The following is a 20,163-nucleotide window of genomic DNA, read 5'->3' on the forward strand; positions in this document are numbered from 1 at the left end:
TACGACCAAGCAGGCCAGCGTGGCTTGCCGAGATGCTGCTGTCTCATGCGTCGAGTGGGACATCGCACGCGAACGTGCGACGCTACACGGTCTTTGCTGCAAAATAGGATACTCCAAATTTGGAGATAGGTACAAGTGACAGTGAGTTTATGCGAATGGCTGAAGGTAATCGCGTTCGGCTTCCCACATCTCATCGAACATGGCGCTGATTTCGGCGGGCGAGCAGACGGCAGCAGTTAATGGATCAAGGAGCAACGCATAGCGTGCAGCCTCTTTATCATGTGTGAGCAAGGCGTCACTCATCAACGTATGGATTGCCATGTGGCTGCGATTGATGGCAGCCAACTGCTCTGGAAGTGCTCCAAAATGAGTTGGTTGCACACCATTGCGGTCAACAAGGCAGGCAACCTCGACGCAACCATCGGGCAGGTTGTCGATAAGACCGGTATTGCGTACGTTCCCATAGAATACTGTCGGACGATTGAGCACCATCGCCTCAACGATATTTGAGCCATATTCATAGCTGCGTGTGAGATCCAAGGGGCGTGTCCCGGCGAGCATTTCGCGAATCTCTGTATCGTTCTCCTCACGCCATGTGGACCAGTTGTGTGCATAGAAGCCGGTCTCGCCCAGATAGCCTGCTCGGCAATAGCGCTCGATGAGTTCAGGACGCTTACGGAAGTAGGGGGTATACTCAGAGAAGTGACCGCTTCCCTCACTCACAAAGGCGCCGAAGTGGAGCATAAACTCGAAGCGTACCGGATCTTGCTCGTAGATCTCAGGAATTTTGGCGCGCTCACGCAGACGCGGATACATATCCTGACCGTGGTGGCGTAACTGTGTAAACCAGGCATTATGATTGAGTCCCGCGCTCCGCCACTCCAACTCGGCCAGTGGCACCTCCAGATACTCAGCCAGCAACTCTGAGGTTCCCTGGATACTATGGCAGAGACCAACCGTGCTCATGCTTGTGCCCCTGAGCGCGGCCAGCGTTAAGATGGACATGGGATTGGTATAGTTGAGCACGAGGGCGTTCGGGCAGAGTTGTTCAGCGTCGTGGAGAATATCGAGCCAAGCAGGACCGGTGCGCAAGGCTTTGAAGATGCCGCCTGGACCGATGGTATCGCCAATACACTGATCAACACCATACTTCATCGGAATCTCAAAGTCATGGTCGACGTTGGCGAGTCCCGCCACTTCGATGGTGTTGATGATGAAGTCGCTGCCTGCCAGCACCTCTCGTCGGTTCGTGGAGGCCGTCACGCTCCAATGCTTGCCACTATGAATAATCAGGCGCTCGGCGATGCGGTGCGTCAGTTCCAGGCGTTCTTCATCGATATCGACCAGTGCAAAACGCCCTTCGTCCAGTCCTTCGATCTGTAATATATCAGTTATGAGTTGGCGGGAGAAGACTGCGCTCCCGGCACCGATAATAGTGATCTGTGGCATGATGAATGAAGCTCCTTACCAACAAAAAAAAACAGTTTACGTATGTGCTGGAGCAGGACCCGTTGATGCACGGACAACAAGCTGCGATGGGACTATCAGTGGAGAAACGTCTTCTGTTTCTTCAATGAGTGCGATCAGACGTTGCACTGAGCCATTGCCCAGAGCTTCTTTATCCTGTCGGACCGTTGTAAGTGGTGGCGTCAGATATTGGCTGAGCACCACATCGTCAAAACCGGTCAGTGAAACATCTTCGGGCACACGGAGTCCGGCCTCGTGGAGTGCTCTCAGGATGCCAATCGCCATCATATCGCTCCCGGCGACAATCGCGGTAAAGTCACGCCGACGACTTAGAAATACTTTGGTTGCTTGATAGGCTTCGTCTGTACTCCATTCAATCTGGCAAAGCAGGCCCGGATCGAATGGAATGCCGGAGCGAGCAAGTACCTGCTGACAACCTAGAAGACGCTCGGTACTCGTCGGATTGCTCAAGGGCTCTATGAGAAAGGCGATGCGCCTGTGTCCGAGAGAGACGAGGTGTTCCGCAATCTGGTGTGCCCCCTCCAGATGGTTCGATTGCGCGTAGGTTGCATGGCGGCCCGTTCCCATAGTATCCACAAATACGGTAGGGATGTTAGCCTGAATCAACGCTTGAATCCGTGGATCTGATTGGTCGGGGGCCAGCATAATAATACCTGCTGTGCGGCGTGCCTGGAGGCTGCGAATATAACTATCTGGTGTACTATGCGGCAGTGATGGCATGAAAAGGTCATAGCCACTGGTTGCCACGCTCCGGTCAATATGTCTGACCATGTCAATGTAGAAATAATTCTCTGTACGCCCAAGCTGTGAGAGTGCCAGCCCTTCTTCATCATTAAAGAGACCAAGCGCAATCATGCGTGAACGCGGTCGAGCGAGGTTTTGCGCTACAACATTTGGCTCGTAGCCGAGAGCCTTGATTGCATTATGAACGCGTGTCCTTGCTTCAGCGCTGATATGTACTGAACCATTCAAAACACGAGAAACTGTAGCACGCGAGACGCCAGCCAGCTGAGCGACCTGTTCGCTCGTCACCATAAAGATCTCCTTCTCTAGTCATGTACCCGCGTACAACTCACGAAACGGATAGTACCATCTCTTTTAGGCATTGTCAAGAGTACGCGCGTTCATATTTTAAGCCTGCTCAATGCTATGTCGGTTCGATTTTTCCATATATCATCATCGCAACTGCTATTTTTCACAGCTACTTTCTTAAAATAGTGGTCTTTTTATCCATCTTTCCCGGTCACCCTGTTGGTCGTTGTCTATTTCTATAGTCATATTCTCTTGACATGGTGAAAAAGAGATGCTACTATCGCTTTCATAGTATGTACGCGGGTACACAGATATACGGAAACTACAAGCCTTTCATGAGGAACGTTGTTCATCTACCGCTGTGAGCTGATCCCTCATAGAGGTTAATAAGGAGTAGCTGTATGCGAAGACTGCAACGAAATGCCCAAAGTCCTCCTGAGGAGAGAACACCAGAGCCAGCTCTTACCGTTCAAGACAGCCTACCAACATCATATTTTGTGCGCTCAAATACCTCTCATGTAAGGAAAAGCACACGTTCCCGCCATATCTTTGGCTTTGAGACACGCATTACCCTTCAGGCGTATGCATTCTTATTGCCAAGCCTGATTGGTCTTCTGGTCTTCTTACTACTGCCCGTGATCGCGGTTGCCGTGCTGAGTTTCTTCGACTGGGGATTAATCTCCGATCCACGTTTTATTGGCTTGCAAAATTATAGCACGCTCCTTCAGAGTCCTGCTGTTCATCAATCGTTACTTGTGACCGTCTATTTTGTCCTGCTCAATATCCCCCTGGAGACGGTGCTTGCACTGCTGCTTGCGATCCTTATGAATAAGAAATTGCCGGGCATTGGGCTATTCCGCACCCTTTTCGCTGTGCCCTGGATGGCTACTCCCGTTGCCATGGGAATTGTATGGCAATGGATTTTTGATCCTCAATATGGAGCGCTCAACAACTTCCTGGCTATCTTCGGAGTTCATCAGTTAACCTGGCTTACCTCTTCACAACTGGCATTACCTGCCATTGCCATTGTAACGCTCTGGGGCAATGTTGGTTATACCATGCTCTTTTTTCTGGCGGGCCTGCAAGGGGTTCCCGAATATTTGTATGAGGCTGCTTACATCGATGGAGCAAATCCTCTGCAAACTTTTTTTCGAGTGACACTTCCATTGCTCAATCCCACCATGTTCTTTGTGCTTGTGACCAATTTAATCAGTTCATTTCAACTGTTCGATACGATTTACGCGATGACAAAAGGTGGGCCAGCGGGATCAACGAATGTGCTTAACTATTACATTTTCAAAGAGGCGTTCCAATTCTTCCATGCGGGCTATGCCTCTGCGCTCTCGATGCTGCTCTTTGTGATTCTCTTGCTCGTGACCTTGATACTGGCAATCTACTTCCGTGATCGTACAACCTATGATCTGAGTTAATGATGTCTCAATCAGAGGACGTGGGTCTGGTAACGTCCGAGTTTAGAAAGGAGGGGGTCTCAATGCTTCCAATTGGCTCTGATCTTCAGTTAAATCATCGTGCGATGCTGGCAAAAAGGCGCGTGAGAGGACAATTTCTGCGTCGACTTCCTGGATACACTATCTGGTATGTGGTCATTTTTATCGGCGTGATTCTCTCGATATTTCCTTACTGGCTGGTGCTACTGACATCGTTTAAGCCTGCTGACCAGATCTTTTCAGGAGAACCCTGGTCGTTACCAACTGTCTTTACCCTGCAAAACTATCTCAATGTAATGACACAGTACAATTTTCCAGGCTATATTGTACACACCTTGATTTATGCGATCTTTTCTACGCTTGGCCAGTTGATCTTTAGCACAATTGCTGCCTACGCCTTTGCACGTATGCGTTTTCCGGGCCGTGATATACTTTTCTGGCTCTACCTGTCGACGATGATGGTGCCAAATATCGTCACGTTGATTCCCATGTTCATCCTGATGAGGCAGTTTGGTTGGATCAATACCTACTATGGCCTTATTATTCCTTCTGTGCTTGGCTCACCGTACGGTATCTTTCTGATGCGCCAGTTCTTCCGCTCAATTCCGGAGGACCTTGAGAGTTCAGCACGTATCGAGGGTGCAGGTACCCTTCAGATTCTCTTCATGATCATTCTTCCCTTAAGTCGCCCAATTCTTGCCACGCTGGCGATTATTACGTTTGTACAGGCCTGGAACGACTTCCTCTGGCCATTGATCATTACTTATACGGATGATCTACGCGTGCTCACCGTTGGCGTCACGTCGTTCCAATCCATGCATGGCGCACAATGGAACTTGATGATGGCAGCGACCTTTATTATTCTCGGTCCCTTGCTCCTATTGTTCTTTGTATGCCAGAAACAGATTGTACGTTCAATTCAACTCAGTGGCTTCAAATAAAAAGAGCATCGTTCTCTCGTATTTTTAAGACTCTTAGCTTAAAGAGGAGGCAGAAAATGCAACGTGGTATCCGCAATGGATCACATGTCGAGGCAAGATTACTGGGATTGTCTTACCGGTCGGTACCGCAATCGCCACGGAAGCTTCATGGCCCTCGTCTACTACAGTGGCCGACGGTAGCTATACTCATCTCATTGCTGCTCTTTGCGCTGAGTGCCTGTGGTGGGACACAGGCACCGGGTGGGAAGGTCAATCTGACCTATGCCTTATGGGACTCAAATGAGCAAGTTGGTTATCAAAAATCGATTAATGAATTCGAGAAATTACATCCGAACATCACTGTAACCATTCAGCAGGCTGACTATGATCAGTATTGGCAGAAGCTCGATACCCAGTTGGCCGCCGGAGCCGCTCCCGATGTCTTCTGGGATGATCTCACTTATTTCCCTCATTATATGTCTCAGGGGCAGTTGATGGATGTCACACCGCTTATGACACAAGATAAGCTGGACACCTCGATCTACTATCCAGAACTCCTCAAGCAATATGCATACCAGGGCAAATATTATGGATTGCCCAAAGACTGGGATACGATTGCTCTCTTTTACAACAAAACGGCTTTTAAGAACTCGGGCGTCTCTATTCCTACTGACCTCACCTGGAATCCCACTGATGGTGGCTCATTTGTCAAACTGGCTCAACAGCTGACGGTTGACAAGAACAACCTCCATCCCAATCAATCGGGCTTTAACGCGAATGCTGTCTCTCAGTACGGATTCATTTCAGCTGATCTGAACCAGGAGATCTATTGGAACTATATGGCGATGAATGGTGGCCAGCTCATGGATAAGCCGTTTGGCCAGCATTTTCTCTATAATCAGCCAGCGAACATCCAGGCGTTACAGTATCTTGTTAATCTGATTTCGAAGTGGCGTGTCTCGCCTTCGGCGGCCGAGACAAATAACTCTGGCGATGCGATGACGCAACTCTTTGCCCGTGGTAAGGTTGCAATGATTGAGACTGGTTCATGGAATGTCTCGTATCTTTCCAAGCAGGTCAATTTCCCGCTTGGCATTATGGAATTGCCGGTTGGCCCTAAAGGTCGCATCAGCGTGCTCAACGGCCTCTCGGATGCGATCTATGCTAAAACAGCACATCCTCAAGAGGCATGGGAGCTTTTCAAATGGCTCGCCTCTACTCAATCGCAACAGATCGTGGCGGAGAATGGTATCGTCTGGCCTGGCATTCAGAGTGCCGCTCCATCATTTGCTTCCTATTGGCAAAAACAGGGCATTGACGTCAGTGCTTTCCTTAAAGAAGCGAAAGGGCAAACGATCAGCGCTCCCGTTACTCCAGCTTTTAACGAAGCTGAATCGAAGATCGATGATACCTTTAATCAGATGTGGCTGAATCAAATCTCTGTCCAGAAAGCTACCAATCAGGCTGTGCAGGATGCAGATGGTGTGATTCAATCCAACGATAATTAATCTTGTTGAACCGTGCGAGGATAGCGCCTCGTGCCTGCCCGAGAGGTCGGGAAATGGCAGGGGACGCTGTTCCTGCATGGCATCTACGATGGATGTTATTGCAGCAAAGTAAAGGATATACCCATGCAATTTCCCTTTCTGTTAATATATTCAAGGAGGAACACATGACAACACAACGTACGAACATCTTTCGACCTCTGGCCAGACTGCCACGTCCGCTACTGGCTTTCACCCTGGTATTCTTAGGATTGGTGAGTGCCGTTGGTGGTACCGTGCTGGTGCTCAACTCTGCGAGTGCAAAGAACACAGCACTCCCTGCTCCAGTAAGTTGTGCCAGCTGTTGGCATCCAGCATTAAATACCAGCTGGCAATGGCAACTTACTGGAAAGGTTGATACTACATTTAATGTGAAAATGTACGATATTGACATGTTTAATAATGATGCCAGTGTAGTGAAAACACTACATGATGCAAAGCGCATCGTGACCTGCTATATCGATGCAGGAACGTGGGAGAGTTGGCGTTCTGATGCCAGTCAATTTCCTGCTAGCGTCAAAGGAAATGCCGTGTCGAAAGGCGACGGTCAGGGTAACTGGGATGGTGAGAATTGGCTGGATATTCGTCAATTGTCAATCCTTAAGCCTCTGATGCAAGCACGGGTGAGCCAATGTAAAGCCAAGGGCTTTGATGCCGTCGAATTTGACAATGTCGATGGCTTTGATGGCAACAATACAGGCTTCAAATTGTCTGCCAATGATCAGCTTGCCTACAATGTGTTTCTGGCCAATGAGGCACATACTCAAGGTCTCTCGGTCGCGCTCAAAAACGATCCAGCACAGGTCACACAGCTTGTATCCTACTTCGATTGGGAACTGGATGAGCAGTGCTTCTCTAATGAAGAATGCGACTCTTTCCTGCCCTTTATCAAGGCAGGTAAGCCGGTGATGGAAGTTGAGTACGATTTGGCCACGTCGCAATTCTGCTCAAAGGCAAACTCGATGAACTTTAATGCCATGAAGAAAGGGCTCGATCTCGATGCGCCACGCACTGCATGTCGCTAAGGAAGGCGCTCTATCTGGTCATCCAGATATGAGTGAAAAGTTTTAGCTCACATTGTGCTCTGGCTCTCAAATGGAGTTGTCAGGAACTGGACTTCTATTGGTTCCTTTTGATGAGGGCTGCAATTTATGTTAAATATAAATTGCAGCCCTTTTTTCTTGAGAGAGGACGTATTGCTCTGTCAAAACACAGAAGGACGTTGCGTGGCAAAGGAGGATGGCCCCTTGAACCAGGCGCTCAGGCTCGCCGACGTAGCGGCGCGGCTCCGCCGTGCTGTCACTGCACGCACGAACACGTCCCATGTGCATCTGAAAGCAACGCAGACGAGACGATCCACGGTGGGAAGATCCCGCAATGGAACCCCATGGGGAGCGTGGTCGTACGAGTCACAGACAGCACGGCGGAGCCGCGCCGCTACGTCGGTGAGCCTCTCACCCCATCGCCTTCTGGAGCTGTTTTGGACACACATCACCGATACCGCATCGGCGCGATGACCGTTGACCGAGTAGTATCTATATTTATAACGAGAAAACTATTCTTCTGTGTTGGTTGATTTAAGTGAGGCTCGTCTTCTCATAGATATCCTCCAAAGAGATTGAGACGTCAATGCTGCTCAGTTGTATCATACTGTCCGGTTTATAGCGCCGCGAGACCCATGTATCCCCATCCCGACGATACACTTCAACCAGTTTCTTCTGTGAGCCAACCGGGATGTACTCTTCAATTGAAGGATAATCAAGGTACGCATCAAGCTTTTCGCCTTTGTCGACGTTTTCTGTTCCTGGTGAAAGAACCTCGACAATCACACGAGGATAGTGAATATTATCCTTCTTCCCTTTGTCTCTTTCATCGCATCCTACAGTGACATCTGGATGGACATAGCGAGACTCTGAGAGCTTGAAACGAATATCAGAGTTATATACCGTGCATGGTGTTTTTCTGAGCGCACTGTGGAAAATACTTGCGATATTTGTTGCAATGATCGAATGATCAGGACTGCCTCCCGCAAGCATGCGTAGACGCCCGTCGAAGTATTCATACTTTACGCTGCCAGCTTTTTCATCAAGAGCCAGATAGTCTTTCACGTCAATGAATGGATATTCTGGTAGCGCCATGATAAAACCTGCTCTTTCTGTCTTATTAGCGAAGCGACTGGTTTCTGATTGCTCTCTCTCATCATATTATACATCTGATACGTCGACTGGTATATCTAGTCCCGGAGTTTGAGACTAAATAAGACAACGACACTATACGTCTGCCCTCTGGCTTATTTTATACCATCACGTTCGAAAAAAATATGCTTTTCATGGCATAATGATAGGAAGTCACTGTTGATAGCTTTTATAAGAGGATTTTTATGCTAGAAATACCACACTCATCCGATCCGGCCTCCAATCCACAATCTCGGAACATCGACTTGCCGGCGGGTCGCTTTCACTATCTTAGCTGGAACGAGGAGCGCGTCGATCTGCCATCTTTTGTCCTGTTGCATGGCATTACCAGTTCAGCGCGTAACTGGATGCGGGTTGGAGCGGCGCTGTCCGATCGCTATCGTGTGTATGCTCTTGATATGCGTGGACATGGAGACAGTATTAAGCCGGCTGCTGGCCCTTATAGTCTTTATGACACAGCTACGGATGTTGCTGCTTTTATCCAGGCGCTTGCTTTAGATCATCCAATTGTGCTTGGACACTCCTGGGGCGGCGCGACCGCACTCATGCTGGCAACCAAAATAGCTCCTCAACGGTCGGAGCTTACCTTCGATAGAATCATCCTTGAAGATCCCGCGCATAACTTTGGAAAAGATGATCCTGTTCAGCGAGCCAGCCGTTTTGTGGTCGACATTGGCCGACCCGCAGAGGAACTGCGCGCTGAATTGCCACGCCTTAATCCTGATTGGTCGGCCAGCGATATTGAGGCAAAAGTGTATGCGAGTAGCAAGGTGAGCTATGAGGTGGTGCTGAGTGTCTTTACTGAGGCGGGTAAACAAGGTGAATTGCTCCCGCTCTTACGAGAACTGCCAGCTCCAACGCTGCTCTTGCGCGCTGATGCAAGGCTTGGCTCAACTTTTACTGATGCGGAATGGGAAGAGGCACAGCAACTCCTACCTTCGGATAGCTATGCGATCCAGATCCCTGGTGCAACTCATAACATGCATCGCAACCGCTTCGATGCTTTCATGCAGGCTGTCAATACGTTTTTATTGTAGAGTCGTGTGCTTAGCGCCCCCGCGATCTAGCGGATTACAATACTGTGAAGATAAGGAATAACCCCCCTTTGCTCACGGCATTAACTCTCCCCCACGTAGCGGCTTGATTTCTTTGGGGGAGATGATTCCTTCACTTGATAGTATCTATATGGCCGTCATAGTTCTCCCGGGCAGCAATGATGGTATAAATATTCTCTTCTGACCATGTCCGAAGCGCGGCCAGTGGCCCACAGAGTGTCTCTCCCAGAGGTGTCAGGGTATACTCCACACGTGGGGGGATTTCTGCGTACATTGTACGTAGTACGAGACCATCTCGTTCCAGATTGCGCAGATTCTGTGTGAGCATTTTTTGTGAGATGCCACCGATCCGTCGCTGGAGCGCTGAGAAGCGCAAAGGTCCCTCTTCGAGCAGACCGACGATCAAAGCTGCCCATTTATCGGCGATTAAATCCAGCACATGCCGGGTAGGGCAGTCTGCATTATAGACACAGGGAGTCAGGGTTTCCATCAGATTACCTCCGCACCTTTTGGTAAGTAGCGCACTTTTTGGTTCCTTCTTGCAAAAGGAACGCTTCTCTCTTATAGTAACTAATGGGAGGAACGTTGTCAACATCTTCCCTCTACAGATGCGAATTCAGTAGAAAAGATCATAGAGACAAACAGAAAGGCCATTCTTATGTATGCAGTTAGTGGTGCGAGCGGCCAACTTGGTCGCCTTGTTGTGAAGCATCTTCTCACACTTGTTCCAGCCAATCAGATTATTGCCCTCACGCGCAATCCCGAGAAATTAGAAGATCTTGCGAGCGGAGGCGTTGTGGTACGCAGAGCAGACTTTAGCGATCCTGCGGGCTTGCCAGCGGCGTTTGATGGGGTGACACGTTTACTCATCATCAGTACAGACGTTGTAGGCCAGCGTGTTGATCAGCACACAGCGGCAATCGATGCAGCGGAAAAGGCCGGAGTTGGCCATATCGTCTATACTTCGGCCATTGGAGCGGAACCGAATTCGCCCGCGCCGATTCAGCGGGAGCATGGTCTGACCGAGGCTGCTCTGGCTGCTTCGAGTATGAAATGGACGTCCTTGCGCAACAGCTACTATGCTGAGGTTCTTCCCGGCCTTATCGATATCTTCCAGGCTGATGAGCAAGTATCTCTGCCTGATGGCCAGGCCAAAGTCAGCTGGGTGACACGTGAGGATTGCGCCCGTACGGCGGCTTTTGTACTGGCAGGCAAGTCCGATCTTGAAGGGCCTGCAGATGTCACCGGGCCAGAGGCGGTCAGTCTCGCCGAGTTCGTGCAACGGAGGTCAGCTGTTTCTGGTAATAAGGCGACGATAACCATCGCATCGGATGAGGAGTTGATTACTCTTGCTCTTGCCAAGGGTCTACCGGAGCCGGTAGCCAATATCATGGTTGGCATCACTATCTGGGCGAATCGCGAGGGATATGCATTCGTCTCAGATACTGTTGAGCGTGTCACTGGCACCAGGCCGTCCCCTATTGAGAGCACGTTCGTCCAGGCAATTGCTTAAGAGATTATCACTGGATAGCACGTAGCATCCAGGCGACAACGCGTGAGATGTGATCTCATTGGTACATGATTGTCACATCTCACGTTTTCTCAAGAAATTTTCTTAGAAAGCTACTGGTAGGCTTTTCAGCCCACGTATCATAGGACTATCGCTCCAGCTCAGCGTTGCTGGATCGTCGAGCAGGCGTAAGTCGGGCAGGCGTCGGAGTAGCGTTTCGATAGCGATCTGTCCCTCCATGCGGGCGAGCGGTGCCCCCAGGCAAAAATGGAGACCTTTGCCGAAGGCAAGGTGATGATTATTCTGGCGTGTGATATCGAGCTCGGTTGGATTGGTAAATTGCTGCTCATCTGAGTTTGCGGCGGTCAACAGGGCAAAAATTTGCTCCCCTTTGTGGATTATCTGGCCATGTAACGATATATCTTCGCTGGCGAAGCGTTCATCGGAGAGATTTACGGGGCTGCTGTAGCGCAATAATTCCTCGATCGCGGTGGGAAGCAATTCAGGTGTGGTGCGCAGTAGTTGCATTTGATTGGGATGTTGTAAGAGTGCCAGAGTCCCGGTACCAATCAAGTTGACCGTGGTCTCATGCCCGGCGATAATCAGCAATAAGATCATTGAGACCAGTTCTTCCTTACTCAACTGATCGTTATCTTCTTTGGCCTGAACCAGAAGGCTTGTCAGGTCATTGGCAGGATGGGCATGCTTCTCGATCAGAAGGTTTTCGATGTAGCCATTAAAAGCCTCGAAAGCAGCTACACTCTCTTCATCATAATGCATCCTTATAATAATTTGTGTCCAGGTGCGGAACAACTGGCGGTCTGTTTCAGGAATCCCTAGCATTTCGGAAATGACGGTTATTGGAAGCGGATAGGCAAAATCGGCAATAAAATCCATGCTTCCATGTGCTGGAAGGGCATTCAGCAATTCGTCGGTAACCTGCTGGATGCGTGGACGTAACTGTTCGACCATGCGTGGTGTAAATGCCTGTGAGACCAGACGACGCAGGCGTGTATGATCGGGTGGATCTTCGCTAAGCAGATTACGAAAACCTTCTTCCCCGCCCTCAAGATCCTCTGGTGAGGCGAGCTTTGATCTGTCCTTAATGAAGCGAGGGTCCTTCAAGATGAAAATGGCGTCCTCGTAGGAGGTGGTAATCCAGGCTTTCATATCTTCTACATAGGAGAGTGATCCATGGGCGCGTAGCTGTGCATAGGCGACCTGAGGATTTCTCTTTGCTTCCTGCGATATAATAGCGTGTGAGCTAATTGTGGTCATGTAAAACTCCTTGTAGCTTTTATTTGTTTAATGGTCATATTACAGTTTATCTGCTCTCTCTCGTGAGCTTCTTCTGTATCCTTTATCTGCTACAAGTATAGTGAGCATGGGGATGATACGACATCCTCCGTTTGGGTGTTTGTGCGGGTGTTTTTTTGTGGCTGGAGAGAGACGACGATCAGGAGAGGTGCAGGCGGCGTGTTACTTCGCTGGCCTCCATGCGACTGTTCACCTGGAGCTTGCGGTAAAGGTGTTTGACATGATCTTTCACCGTATTCACTGAAAGTATCAACTCATGTGCTATCTCCATATTTGTAAGTCCCTCTGCCAGCAAACGGAGCACACGGCGCTCCTGCGCTGAAAGTGGCTCTACAGGCAAGCCAGCGGGAGCGTCCAGCGTGAGCTGGTGTATCTCTCCATGTTTTGACATCTTAGAAGGAAGAGCCAGCGTGTTTCTGCTGCGGGCCTCCTGTTCGACCTGAAACATAGAGAGAAGGTGCTGTACATAGTGGGAGAGCTCTTTTTCCTGTATCCTGGGGAGGAATGAACGTAGCACGGTTGCCAGAGGTTCTCCCTCATCGATAAAGAGGCGAATAAATCCCTCATTCTGTGCCTGTGAGAGCGCTTGCAGGAGCACCTGATGCGCCAGTATACTTTGCTGGCTGGCGTTATAGGCGCGTGTTAGCAAAATCAAAATCTCCAGCACATCATGCATCCGTTTCCTGGCAGAGGCCAGCTTGAGGCATCGTTCGAGGCGAGGGAGCGCTATCTGTGTTTCTCCTTGTGCGAGCAGAAGGCGTATCTGGAGCAGCTCTAGTTTGAATCTGAGGGCAGTAGAGGTCCGTTTCTCATGCGGCATAAACATGTCGAGATGGCGCTGTGCGGCGGCGAGATCGCCAAGGGAGAGTTGCAGGCGGACTAACCAGTTGAGTACCTCGAACCTCAGCTCCACAGGAGCCGATGGGATGCTTTGTAGACGAGCGAGCAGTGTGCTTAGTTGCTGTTGGGTGGCTCTGGTGTCGTCACGCCTCTGCTGCGTTAGAGTGAGACGTAAGAATGATATTGCGCGCATCTCCGCTTCGATGCCATGTTTGCCTCTCTCATAGGCTTCCTGTGCCATCTGTTCCACCATATCCAGATCATTCCATTCATAATAGATGCCTGAGAGGTAAAAAAGCGCAGATGTCACATCGCCCCAATCATTGACTTCCCGAGCCTCGGTGAGAACCTGACGCATGACCTCGGCCGGATGATGAAGTTCTCCACGTGCCAGATCGATGGAGGCAAGCATCATCATCGTTGCCCGTGTGAAGCCCCGATGTTGAGCACTGACACACCCTTCATAAGCTTGCATGAGGAACTGGTGAGCTTCATCTAACCCCCTTTCTCCGGCAGCTTCCATGCCCAATACCGCCAGACAGAAGCTACGCGATTTCGTGTCCTGTAAATGCGTGCGCTTCCGGTGATCTTGTGTGGTGGACAATAACTCCAGAGCTTTGCGAGCATATGTAACCGCGCTTCCAAGCTCCTCCAATTGCCAGTTGATCAGAGCACGAAAGGCGAAAAACTCTCCGAGTCTGGCATCCGTACCGCGCTCACGCCAGCCTTTTTCAGCCATCTGAAGCATGTCTTCTATCAGAGCTGTCATTTTTTCAGCTTTGAGTGCGCCGAAAGGAGTGTTATCCCGCGTATAAAGCAATACCTGCGCATAGGAGAAGCAGAGCGTGGGACGTGAGGGGAACATTGTTTCTGGTATCTGCTTTAGCCAATGCAGCAGAGTATGCAATTCGTAGAAGTTGTCTTGCTCGCAGATGGCTTCAATCAGGATCACTGCTTGCTCGATTTGCTGGGCATACAGCATTGCTTCTATCGCTTCCGCCAGCATGTCATGTTGCTGATACCATTGGCCTGCCAACAGTGACAATTCTCGCAGATATGCATCTCCCAGGCGCCTCCGCGCCTCGCTTCTCATAGCCTCTGCAAAGAGCGCATGATAACGATACCATTGTTCGGATTGTTCCGGCCCATCCAGAGATTCCAGAAAAAGGCCGGCCTGTTCTACTTCTGCCAGAAGCGCCGCGCTATTTTCGCGACCAGTCATATTGTCACATAGCGAGCCAGTCAGACGGCTGAGCATACTGGTCTGGAGCAGGAAGCGTTGAATCGGCTCCGACTGGGCGCTCAGAACCTCGCTGATAAAATACGCCATGATGGCTCTTTGAGGAGAGGTAAGTGGATTGCTGATAGGAATGGGCTCGTCTACTAGTTGTGTCAGATGTCGTTTAATCTCGTGCTGATCTTTGGGGCCGTGCAGGGTTAGCAATAACAAACGTAGTCCGGCGGCCCATCCCTCGAACCGTTGGGTTAGCTGTTGGATCGTTTCCTGTGAGAGCGATTGAACAGGCGTTGCGGCAACTCCTCCCATCTGATACAAGAAAGCGGCCGTTTCTTCCTGCGAGAAGCGCAGATCAGCGGTCTGAATGTCCTGCACCTCTCCTCGTGCTCGCCAGTGAAGCAGGGGGAGTGGTGGCTCGCTGCGTGTCAGGAGCATCATATGCACAGTTGGAGGGAGATGCTCAATGAAGAAAGCCATGGCTTTATGGATCGCGGACTCTGTGATCATATGGTAATCATCCAGGATGAAAAGCCCATTGTGCACGTAGTGGGTGATATCGTTGAGCAGAAACGTCAGTATTGTCTCTGGCGCGGGCAACTCAAAAGGAGGCTGGAAAGCCGAAGAAAGCAGTGTCAGGGCTGAGCGTCCCAGGTCAGGATGAAAGGTCTGGCTGGCGGCAATGATGTAGCGCCAGAAGCGCACTGTATCGTTATCGCCCTCATCCAGCGTTACCCAGGCTACCAGTGGAGCGGATGGGGCGGTTGAAGGCACAGAGAGGGCCTCATCCGAAAACTGCTCATGACGTGCGTTGCGTGTGGCCAGCCACTGGCTGACAGCCGTTGTTTTGCCAAATCCTGCTGGTGCTGAGAGTAGAGTAAGCTTATGGGCCGTGCCCGCATCAAGATAGCCAGCGAGTTGGGGACGTGCTACCAGTGAGGCTGGGAGTCTGGGCGGGTACAGTTTGGATGCGAGTAACGGCATCATATGTACTGGCGCTGGTTCAGATGAATTGCTTATAGTCGTAGAGGTGGACGGCTGGGTAGTAGGCGTTGGAGAGGGGATTACGCTATTTACGGGAACTATTTTCTTTTGTGACCGATGGCTCAGGTGTACCGCGACCTCTTCCAGACGAGCCAGGGAGAGATCAGCCGTTCGACCAATATAGCTCTTGATGGTCTTGCCCTGGAGAGAGCGATAGCCATACCAGTACGAACTGCCACGCTGGACCTTCTCTTTGCGCACGGTATAGGCAATTCCTGAGCGACTGGCAAAGGCAAAGGAATGTGCCTGCCCCAACCAATCAAACCAGACATGATTGTCAGGCTTGAGATCCAGCGGCTCTGTGATGGGAATCCCCGCGCTTATGAGCTCGTATTCCCGCTCTTCCTCTGACCAGCGTAGCAGATAGGTTGCGCGCCTGGACATGATCCCTCCTCATCCAGAGAAAAACATCTATTACCTAACACCCACCCTCCGCGCCAGCAGTATAACATAAATACTCTGTTAGGTAATAGATGTACCCCCTAGCAATTCATTGCTTGAGCACTTCATATAATTCATACTCAAAAATCCCCTGCATAGGGGATGACGGATTGCCCCATGTTCCGCTAATCTAGTAATCAGGATAGAGCATCCTGATTACCAGGAAATATCTTTTTCCTGAATGTTTGTTAGTGTCCCTGGAAAAACGATATGTATCTATGGAGTGTTACGGAACTGATTACAATGGCATTAGATGCAACCCCCTGGGCTATTCCCGGATGTATGGTTGTACTGATTATTACTATGATTATGCATCGATGGATTGGATACAAGCTACACATTTCTCGTTGGATCGCATTTGCGCTGTTGTTGTGTATCGGGATGATTTTGTCGATTACCATGACTCCTTATGGTGGATCGCTCGATTTCTCGGCTTCCTCTGTCTGCTCAACGAGCGTTTACGCATTGGAGCAATTAAGCGCAATCAGGTATTCCAATGAGCGTATCCTCAACGTATTGCTCTTTCTTCCCCTGGGTTTCTGCTGCCTCCTGCCGCAGCGTCGATTGGTGGCCGTGGCGCTTTTTGTGGGAGCATTCTGCTTTCCCTTTGCGATTGAGGGCATGCAATATCTTCTGCCGATGCTTGGGCGCAGATGCGATGTTACCGACATCATCGATAATCTCGTCGGACTTTTTCTTGGCGGAGCGCTTGGTCTGATCGTGGTGCTTGGCTCGCTGGGAATACGTTGGATCGGTTCAATGGATATCTCATCGCTCCCTACTGGTCCATTGAAGATAGATGGTTAAAAAATCGTTGGTTGTGATCAGCTGTCTCTATCAACGATTTTCTTCTTTTCTGTTATCTCTCGCTTATTTTATTTCATACAACCGCCATATACTTGTGCTTCCACTACTATATTCAGCAATGAGCAGAAATCCATTTGGATTGAACGATGCAGCCAGGAATTGGGTATGGGACACTTTCAATTGAGCGTGAGTCATCTCGTTAGGAATCTTCCAGTTTAGCCAGGCTGTACATGTATCGTAGATGATTTGTCAATATCTGGCTGAGGTGATGTATATAAGTAAAAGGAAACCGCTGTATAGACAAAAATGCATATATGCTGATAAAATAGTGTTCTTATTATCATAGCAGACTTGTTTGAATTCATCTTGAATTTATGACAGGCTTTACTTTTGTCTATAAGGTTGAATATCGCATGAAGCAATTAAAATCGTCTCTACCTGTATTACTGTACCTGTGTGTATTCCTTTTTATCTTGATGTGCTCTGCCTGTGCAAATGGTAGTACAACCAGTGCACCGCCAAAGATCACTCCTAGCCCGACAGCTACGGCCACGCCCATTCCCACTCCGACGCCTACACCTCTTCCGGCTCTTACAACATACACAGGTTCTAACTTTTCTATTGGCCATCCTGATGCCTGGGATGTTCAGAATGAAAACGATAGCTTTAAAACTGTACGTATGATTGGCGATACCTCTGAGGTGGATGTGATGACCTCTGATGTTACTGCAAGTACCACTTCGGTTGGTGATGTGATTAGTAGTGAGATTAGCGCCGTTGCAAGTACGCTCAAAAACAGTAGTCAGTCTTCGCTTGCGCCTGTCACGATAGATGGCTTGACCTGGCAACGCCAAGCAGTTTCCGGCGACTCTACGACTGATGGAAATACGGTAAACACAAAATTTATCATTTTGGGGACACGGACTGCCAATGGTGTCTTTTTTTTCCTGGTCTTACAAAATCCAACTGCCTCTTTTGATGCCGCAGATACGCAGTATTTTCAGCCTATGCTTGCCTCCTTCAAATTCAAATAAATGTTGAGCATTAAATAAATAATTGCAGTAGACATCGCACATTGCCCGGCGGGACAGCACTGATTATAAAAAGAGAGGAGGCTCTAGAGCCTCCTCAAAGCGATTGCAGCGATCTTTTTCTCATATGATCATCCCTGGTGTCTGAGGATGGGAGATAACGAGTAGTGGGACACGGGTATTTCCCAGGAGTTGTTCCGCGATACTGCCTGCCACCCAGCGTGGTAAGCCCTGTCGGCCGTGGGTTGCCAGTGCGATTGTGTCATAGCCGGTGCCAACAGTTGTGTGATCGATCGTCTCACCGTACTCGGCGACGCATAGCAGCGTATGGGCAATATCCGTTTCAAATGCTACCGCTGATGTGATGTCCAGATGAAATGGTGCCAGCTCGCTCTGGCTGATCAGATGTTCCATACGTTCGAGGTACAATTTGGCTTGAAAGATGGCTTCATCATTCATTTTTCTGACCATGCTTCCGGCACGTGCGTCAATCTGGATCGTTGGCTGAACGATGCGTAACAGATGTAGCTTGCCCGGTAGGGGCGCTGATAGCGCTGCGCTTACCCATGCGGCTGGAAGGAGCACTGTATCTGCGAGAATAGAGCCATCGAGTGTGACCAGCATGTTGAAGGGACGATGTTGTGCTTCTATCTCCTGGAAGAGTGCGGACGATCCCTGGCGTACAATCAGCATGGGGATCGGATTCTGACGTAGCATCTGTTGTGCCACGCTCCCGGAGATCCAGCGTTTCACGCCTGTATTGCCATGGCTGCACATTACGATCAGATCGATCTGCTGATCTATCGCGTAGTTAACCAGCACATCGACTGAATTGCCAATCAGGAGTTCGGTATGAATACCGATGCCTTCCAGGGTTTCGTTAGCAAAGATCTGTTTGAGATAGCTCTCGGCTGCTTGTTTGCTTTGCTGGTTTATCTCCTCTGGTATAACCGCAAGGTTCTGTGGGTAAATATCATATCTGTGAGTTGGTGGTACGATACGGATCAGGACAATGGTCGCGTGCGAGGCGCGAGCGATATGCGCTGCTATCGGGAGTGCCTCCTCTGCACATGCCGAGCCATCGAGTGGCACCAGAATGCGTTTGAAGAGATGGAGCTGTTCGATCTGCGGCATCTGTGATGGTTCAATGACTGTTTCTCTGGTAAGCATAAATGCCTCCTCTATGTCGCCTGGTGAGGCGTTTAGCCTCACTCGTTTTTGTCTATTCAACAGGTTCTTTCTTCAAATGTAAGGTGGCCTGTTCACAATAAAATCTCAATCGCCAATAAGATCATCACAACTTCATCACAGCTTTGCTGGTTAATGTCCGGGAGCGACGATCATCGCTCCCGGGTTCGGCTGGTCCTGTTATGTGACAGGAAAAAGCATCTGGAACGTACTTCCTTTGCCCGGGACGCTATCCACCCAGATAGCTCCGTTATGTAATGTCATAATGTATTTGCACATAGTGAGGCCGAGCCCTAATCCAGAAACAGGACTGGTTAGTTGCATATTTACGCGTTCAAAACGTTCAAAGATGCGTTCATACTCTGTTGGAGGAACGCCGATACCTTTATCCTGGACAGAGAGTTGCACATATGGCTGCTGATGCTCCTGGAGATATGTACGTACCCGTAGCGGAACATGTTCGCTCAACTGATCTCGTCCTTGAGAGGTAAGCGTGACCCTGATCGATGGAAATGTGGAGGTATACTTACGCGCATTGTCTAGCAGATGGAGCAATAACTTTTGAAGCAGCAACAGGTCACCCTGAATTATATAATGACGTTGTTGCTCAGAGATCATTGCTGCGTATGTATTTTTCACCACGAGCGATATGCTGCTCTCTGGATACTTTTGCTGTTCCGTGGCCAGGATATCTTGTACGAGTTGCAGCAGGTCTACTGGAAATGGATGAAATGTGCTTGTACCCATTTCGAGAGAGGCGATGTCAAACAGGCTATCGAGCACGGAGGTCATGCGATGGCTTCCCTCGGCGATGGCTTCAAGAAATTCGTGATGCTCTTCCGGTGTGATCTGCTCTTCATGGCGCAGCAAGAGCGTGGCATACCCCTGGATAGCTGCCAGCGGACTGCGTAGTTCATGGCTGAGATTCGCCAGCCATTCTGTCTTGAGGACAGGATTAGCGAGGGCCTGGTTTGTGTCAGCTCTCTTTTCCTGGGATTTCTTCTCATGTTCCATAATATACTTCACTCATCATGTTGTGATGCCTGATTGTCGTCGCCTCATCGGATAT

General features: G+C 49.7%; 17 protein-coding genes. 9 read left to right on the plus strand and 8 right to left on the minus strand.

The genetic code is table 11. The features are described from left to right. Nucleotides 1–147 precede the first annotated feature (147 nt). Nucleotides 148–1,449 (minus strand): alpha-galactosidase, encoded by a 1,302-nt coding sequence (gene melA, locus AC27N8_RS10435; protein ID WP_487066665.1) that lies wholly within the window; start codon nucleotides 1,447–1,449, stop codon nucleotides 148–150. Nucleotides 1,450–1,485: 36 nt separating this feature from the next. Beyond that, on the minus strand, nucleotides 1,486–2,523 hold the full coding sequence (locus AC27N8_RS10440) for a LacI family DNA-binding transcriptional regulator (protein WP_487066667.1): 1,038 nt from the start codon (nucleotides 2,521–2,523) through the stop codon (nucleotides 1,486–1,488). Nucleotides 2,524–2,921: 398 nt separating this feature from the next. On the opposite strand from AC27N8_RS10440, the gene AC27N8_RS10445 reads away from it, so the two are divergent. The 5 genes from AC27N8_RS10445 to AC27N8_RS10465 all read left to right on the plus strand — a co-directional run bounded on the left by AC27N8_RS10445 (nucleotide 2,922) and on the right by AC27N8_RS10465 (nucleotide 7,949). Next, the gene (locus tag AC27N8_RS10445; RefSeq protein ID WP_487066669.1) at nucleotides 2,922–3,950 is read left to right on the plus strand and encodes a carbohydrate ABC transporter permease; all 1,029 of its coding nucleotides are present in this window, start codon (nucleotides 2,922–2,924) and stop codon (nucleotides 3,948–3,950) included. A gap of 62 nt (nucleotides 3,951–4,012) precedes the next feature. Then, nucleotides 4,013–4,909 carry a carbohydrate ABC transporter permease gene (locus tag AC27N8_RS10450; RefSeq protein WP_487066671.1) on the plus strand — a complete coding sequence of 299 codons (897 nt, stop codon included), beginning with the start codon at nucleotides 4,013–4,015 and terminating at the stop codon, nucleotides 4,907–4,909. Between the two features lie 56 nt (nucleotides 4,910–4,965). Next, nucleotides 4,966–6,396, plus strand: coding sequence for an ABC transporter substrate-binding protein (locus tag AC27N8_RS10455; RefSeq protein WP_487066673.1), 1,431 nt, complete (start codon nucleotides 4,966–4,968; stop codon nucleotides 6,394–6,396). Nucleotides 6,397–6,560: 164 nt separating this feature from the next. Beyond that, nucleotides 6,561–7,457, plus strand: coding sequence for an endo alpha-1,4 polygalactosaminidase (locus AC27N8_RS10460; protein WP_487066675.1), 897 nt, complete (start codon nucleotides 6,561–6,563; stop codon nucleotides 7,455–7,457). Between the two features lie 201 nt (nucleotides 7,458–7,658). After that, complete coding sequence (locus tag AC27N8_RS10465; RefSeq protein ID WP_487066677.1) at nucleotides 7,659–7,949, plus strand: hypothetical protein; 291 nt, start codon at nucleotides 7,659–7,661, stop codon at nucleotides 7,947–7,949. 60 nt (nucleotides 7,950–8,009) lie between these two features. Here the strand turns inward: AC27N8_RS10465 and AC27N8_RS10470 are convergent, their stop codons facing one another. Further along, a complete protein-coding gene (locus tag AC27N8_RS10470; RefSeq protein ID WP_487066679.1) occupies nucleotides 8,010–8,570 on the minus strand; it encodes a Uma2 family endonuclease in 561 nt (186 codons plus the stop codon). A 242-nt stretch (nucleotides 8,571–8,812) separates the two neighbouring features. On the opposite strand from AC27N8_RS10470, the gene AC27N8_RS10475 reads away from it, so the two are divergent. Then, nucleotides 8,813–9,664, plus strand: coding sequence for an alpha/beta fold hydrolase (locus AC27N8_RS10475; RefSeq protein WP_487066681.1), 852 nt, complete (start codon nucleotides 8,813–8,815; stop codon nucleotides 9,662–9,664). 130 nt (nucleotides 9,665–9,794) lie between these two features. Here AC27N8_RS10475 and AC27N8_RS10480 read toward each other — a convergent pair whose 3' ends face one another. After that, the gene (locus AC27N8_RS10480; RefSeq protein ID WP_487066683.1) at nucleotides 9,795–10,172 is read right to left on the minus strand and encodes a winged helix-turn-helix transcriptional regulator; all 378 of its coding nucleotides are present in this window, start codon (nucleotides 10,170–10,172) and stop codon (nucleotides 9,795–9,797) included. Between the two features lie 168 nt (nucleotides 10,173–10,340). Between AC27N8_RS10480 and AC27N8_RS10485 the strand changes: the two genes are divergently transcribed. Further along, a complete protein-coding gene (locus AC27N8_RS10485) occupies nucleotides 10,341–11,195 on the plus strand; it encodes an SDR family oxidoreductase (RefSeq protein WP_487066685.1) in 855 nt (284 codons plus the stop codon). Nucleotides 11,196–11,297: 102 nt separating this feature from the next. On the opposite strand, the gene AC27N8_RS10490 is transcribed toward AC27N8_RS10485, so the two are convergent. Then, nucleotides 11,298–12,470, minus strand: coding sequence for a cytochrome P450 family protein (locus AC27N8_RS10490; protein ID WP_487066687.1), 1,173 nt, complete (start codon nucleotides 12,468–12,470; stop codon nucleotides 11,298–11,300). 178 nt (nucleotides 12,471–12,648) lie between these two features. Then, nucleotides 12,649–16,011: a winged helix-turn-helix domain-containing protein gene (locus AC27N8_RS10495; RefSeq protein WP_487066689.1), complete on the minus strand. Its 3,363-nt coding sequence runs from the start codon at nucleotides 16,009–16,011 to the stop codon at nucleotides 12,649–12,651. Nucleotides 16,012–16,311: 300 nt separating this feature from the next. Between AC27N8_RS10495 and AC27N8_RS10500 the strand changes: the two genes are divergently transcribed. Continuing rightward, nucleotides 16,312–16,875: a VanZ family protein gene (locus tag AC27N8_RS10500; protein ID WP_487066691.1), complete on the plus strand. Its 564-nt coding sequence runs from the start codon at nucleotides 16,312–16,314 to the stop codon at nucleotides 16,873–16,875. Nucleotides 16,876–17,288: 413 nt separating this feature from the next. Continuing rightward, nucleotides 17,289–17,909, plus strand: a complete 621-nt coding sequence (locus AC27N8_RS10505; protein WP_487066693.1) for a hypothetical protein — start codon at nucleotides 17,289–17,291, stop codon at nucleotides 17,907–17,909. A gap of 120 nt (nucleotides 17,910–18,029) precedes the next feature. Here the strand turns inward: AC27N8_RS10505 and AC27N8_RS10510 are convergent, their stop codons facing one another. Together AC27N8_RS10510 and AC27N8_RS10515 are read right to left on the minus strand one after the other, a co-directional pair. After that, nucleotides 18,030–19,076 carry a universal stress protein gene (locus AC27N8_RS10510; RefSeq protein WP_487066695.1) on the minus strand — a complete coding sequence of 349 codons (1,047 nt, stop codon included), beginning with the start codon at nucleotides 19,074–19,076 and terminating at the stop codon, nucleotides 18,030–18,032. 198 nt (nucleotides 19,077–19,274) lie between these two features. Continuing rightward, on the minus strand, nucleotides 19,275–20,108 hold the full coding sequence (locus tag AC27N8_RS10515; RefSeq protein WP_487066697.1) for a sensor histidine kinase: 834 nt from the start codon (nucleotides 20,106–20,108) through the stop codon (nucleotides 19,275–19,277). Between the last annotated feature and the right edge of the window lie 55 nt (nucleotides 20,109–20,163).

The organism is Dictyobacter sp. Z7_2 (assembly GCF_057551105.1).